Here is a 4055-nt window from a genome sequence, read left to right as displayed (position 1 = left end):
TGCTTCCTTTACTGGAATTAGAACCAATTTTAGTATTTGCTGTATTGTCTTGAGCTGTCGCTTTATCTCTTAATGTATTGCGAATAGATTTTGTTCCATCCTCATTAGTTACTGTTTCTGTTACTAATTCCTGATTTTCATTTGGAGCTTCAGTAATATTAGTTGACATTTCTTTCACAGTTTCATTGCCAGAACTGTCTCTAGCTGTAGTTTTTAATACATATGTTCCTACTGTGTTAGTGTCAATTGCACTGCTGTCGTATCCTACCTCTACAGGCGATAGATCTGTTGCATTAAATAAATTAAGACCGCCGAAATCATAATTATTTAGATCAGTACCTTTAACAATATCAATATCACGAAATTCTGTATTAAGTTCTGGTGCAGTCGTATCAGCAACTTTAACCTTTTTAACAAGTGTATTATCATTAAAGGTCATTGTTATCTTATACTCTCCAACTGCTGGATAATCTTTACCATCCTCATATTTAAAATTAGTTTTTATACTTAAACCATTTTTTAATATTTTTTTATCTTCATCATCCATACCTTCTGTATTTAATAATTTCATGCCGTTAACAGAATATTTATCTCCATATTCTAATTTAATAGTTTTACTATCACTTAGAACGAAATCGGGTAAATTATCTTTTGTTAAAGCATATATACCCAGTGTACTAGCTAAAATCACTGCCACTACACTAATTCCAGCAATGATTTTTTTGTTTCTTGTATCTAAATAATTTAAACATAATTCCTTAACCTTCATTTCAGCTTCTCCCTCCAAATAAAGAACTGTCCCACATAGTGAAACAGTTCTTTATATCTTTGATTTTTCATTTCTAGTATTTCGAATTTCACTATTATCTAACCCACATAAATAATCAAGGCTAACTTTATATAAATTTGCCAACTGTATCAGTTTATCAACCGGTGGAAGTTGTTCATTAAGCTCATAAGATGCAATTGACGAACGTTTTATTCCAGTTAATATTGAAACTTCATTTTGAGTTAAATTATGTTCAATTCTTAATTTTCTTAATCTTTTTCCAATATTCATGATCTCCCACCCACATATAATTTATCAAAAAAAATGTCATTTTAGGTGACATTAATATAATTTATTCATTTTTCAAAAGAATACTTAGTCTTCTTTTTGTGATTCGATTACAAGATTGGAAAAAATTAACATCATGCTTATTAACGAACAACAAGCTATTATCCATAGCTTTACAATTCACCTGACTCTCTTTATGTCGTAGACTAGATAATATGCTAATAATATTATCTAGTCTTTATCTGTTAGAGTTGGATAGGGATAAGATAAGTATACTTGTTTTTTACTCTTAACAGATAAAATGAAAATTAAGAACAATGAGGAATAAATCCTTATTGTTCTTAATAGTCTAAACCCGCCGAGAATTATTATATATGGGAGATATCTCTACTGTTTATTTATTAGGCGAGCAAAATATAAAATTTAAGTATAAAATTATTCTTCATACGTCAGCAAATATAGTATCTAATAACTAATTACCAAACTAACCTGAATAACCTGTGATAAATAACGATAGCAAGCATAAAACAAATATAAGCAGTTTTTTTACTTTATATACCAATTCCTGCTCTCCTTTTTTTTTGATATTTCTTTAACTTGCTATAGACATCTAAATTTCTTTTTAATTTAGAACTTATAATTTTATCACTTGCATATTTATTTATGTATCTATTAATATTTTCTTCATGATAATCGATATTAAATCTATCTGCGTAATAATTTTCAAGATAATCTGTATCCATCTCATCATAACTAAACTCAGAATCAAAACCATGTTCTTTGTCCCACTGTTCACATTGAAATATCATATATGCTATCTCGTGTGGTGCTAAATAATTTGTTGATGCGTAATCTATCGGGTTGTTGAGTAGTTCATTTAAATTGTTATCTATTTGATTCTCAAGTATATATTCGATATACCAATATTCAAGTTCATCCTGCTTATCATGCAGCTTCTTTATTACCTTATCTGCATCAACACCTTTAAAACAGTCATGCAGATATACCATTTCCATATAATTCATCATTTCAATAAATAAATTCGGATAACTCGATTCGCTTATAACTAGTTCAAATTCTCTGCTACCTAAGCCTGACATTTTATCGTCTTGTTTAATTTTAATTCTTATAGTACTTTCATTGTTAGTATCTTTTGCTCCTTTTAATATTTTGATATATTCATTATTAGCACCAGTTAATGTCACAAATTTTTTTTCATTTAAATAAATGATTGGGTAATTCTTCACATAATCATCTCCTTACACCCCTGGTAAAATTACCAGGATTTATCTTTTTCGACCTTGTATAACACTCTTTTGTCTTTCAATAATTCCACTTAATTCACCTTTATTTTCAATATAATCAGTAATCTTCTTTGCATCATTTATAGTACTTAATAGAACATTTGGTTTTTCTTTAAACCCTGATATCCAGCTTTGAATATATGCCTTGTGATTATCAATTCTTGCATTACTGATATCTAACCCTAAATCACCACACAAAAAAGAAGAGCCTATTTCCGCTCTAAGCTCTTCGAGTGCATATTCACCATGTTCATTAAGCATATTTCTATTCAATCTATTAGGATGACCAGTAGAATGACAACATTCATGCAGTATAGTTGCAAGATATTCATAACTATCGTCAAAATAATACCTGTCTGGAACATAAACAGTATCGTGGATCTTATTATAAAAAGCTTCTCCCTTGCTCTGTCTACCTTCTATAATTGCAAGATCAGTAGCATCACAATAGTTTTCAATCATTTCTAATCCTACCTCATCAATATCAAATTCATTTCTAATAATTTCATATTTTTCTATGCCTTTAACAAGCGATGCATTAAATACCGTAAACGTTTTGCAGCTCCAACAAAATCTTGCATCAACTTCTCTTCCTTCAAGCTGTTCCTCTGCAATAATTTTCTTCATATCCGAAACATTTATATATTTCTTTTCTTCTCTATCGTATATACCCCATTTTTCTAATGGTACCCCCTGCCTTTTAGCGTTTTCTAAAGTCCAGCCCTCATTCATGATCTGATTGAAAGTAAGCCATCTTGGATCTTCATATCTTCTCTCATCATATATATAATTTAACAACAGTTGATTAATACCACGATAAAGAGTGTTTGTTATGGGATTATGCTGAGAATTACCATTACCCCATCCTTTTCTCCAGGGAATCTGTTCCTGTTCAAGTGACTCTATGTAGCCCTCTATCAGCATTTGCCTTGTTTTAGACATTTCATTATTCATTAGTAACACCTACCTCTTTTAACGAAAAAAATTGTTCACTATCAATATCCTCATCATTAATTTCAATATCATCCTCAATCATCTCTAACACTTCAAATAGTTTAGAATTATTTTCACACATAAAAATATCTCCTTTCAAATTTGTGCAATAAAAAAAGTTATGTATAATTATCTACATAACTTTTACAGCAATATTCCCTAAGCTGTGTACAAATATTTATTTTTCAGGGGCTGGTAAATTTACCAGGATTCCTATGAGTAACAGAATTTAAATTCTTATTACACTTACCCCAAGTATGACATAATTATAACACTTTTAGTACAAATTTCAACACTGTTTTAGTACAATTTTTTAGGCTAAACAGACATTTTAATGTTGGATATTCCTAAAATCGGCTTAAATACGTGATTTTTTTTGTTAAAATCATAAGAAAAAAATTCATATATTTAGGAAATTAGTAATCAAAGGCCAAAAATTGATAAAAATCGTGTATAACCCTACACGAAAAAAAGCCTTTTATGCCGTTTTTTGTGTAGGGTTATACACAGTAAAACTTGACAAGATTTTACATTCTGTAAAATAACCATGATTTTTTACAAAAATACACTTATAAAAATGTATCTGTTCCTTTGTCAAACTATTATAATTAAAATTTATAATGATAAAATCTCCAGAAGAATTCCATTTACCGTTCTCTTTTATAATAACTTCTGGATATTCAAATTCATTATCATCCATA

Annotated in this window: 4 protein-coding genes and 2 pseudogenes; all 6 read right to left on the bottom strand. The window is 29.2% G+C overall.

The genetic code is table 11. The features are described 5' to 3' along the window. Positions 1 to 769: pseudogene (locus KSU54_RS18185) on the bottom strand (L,D-transpeptidase family protein); the annotation flags it as partial. 51 nt (positions 770 to 820) lie between these two features. Beyond that, entirely contained in the window at positions 821 to 1060 is a 240-nt protein-coding gene (locus KSU54_RS18180; protein ID WP_009009657.1) for a helix-turn-helix domain-containing protein, read from the bottom strand. 548 nt (positions 1061 to 1608) lie between these two features. After that, on the bottom strand, positions 1609 to 2304 hold the full coding sequence (locus KSU54_RS18175) for a hypothetical protein (protein WP_117798768.1): 696 nt from the start codon (positions 2302 to 2304) through the stop codon (positions 1609 to 1611). 39 nt (positions 2305 to 2343) lie between these two features. Next, complete coding sequence (locus KSU54_RS18170) at positions 2344 to 3315, bottom strand: ArdC family protein (protein WP_195644171.1); 972 nt, start codon at positions 3313 to 3315, stop codon at positions 2344 to 2346. Then, entirely contained in the window at positions 3308 to 3436 is a 129-nt protein-coding gene (locus KSU54_RS19240; protein WP_264292030.1) for a hypothetical protein, read from the bottom strand. Before KSU54_RS19240 ends, KSU54_RS18170 begins: the two co-directional genes overlap by 8 nt. 396 nt (positions 3437 to 3832) lie before the next feature. Then, positions 3833 to 4055: pseudogene (locus tag KSU54_RS18165) on the bottom strand (hypothetical protein); the annotation flags it as partial.

The organism is Erysipelatoclostridium sp. MSK.23.31, from assembly GCF_019125875.1.
Classification (GTDB): Bacteria; Bacillota_I; Bacilli_A; order Erysipelotrichales; family Coprobacillaceae; genus Thomasclavelia; species Thomasclavelia ramosa.
Note: the sequence above shows the minus strand (reverse complement) of the source record. Positions and strands in the feature narration are given on the sequence as shown.

Excerpts from the sequence above, each read along its gene's own strand:
- KSU54_RS18180 (WP_009009657.1), bottom strand. The coding sequence starts at position 1,060 with ATGAATATTGGAAAAAGATTAAGAAAATTAAGAATTGAACATAATTTA.
- KSU54_RS18170 (WP_195644171.1), bottom strand. The coding sequence starts at position 3,315 with ATGAATAATGAAATGTCTAAAACAAGGCAAATGCTGATAGAGGGCTAC.
- KSU54_RS19240 (WP_264292030.1), bottom strand. The coding sequence starts at position 3,436 with ATGTGTGAAAATAATTCTAAACTATTTGAAGTGTTAGAGATGATTGAG.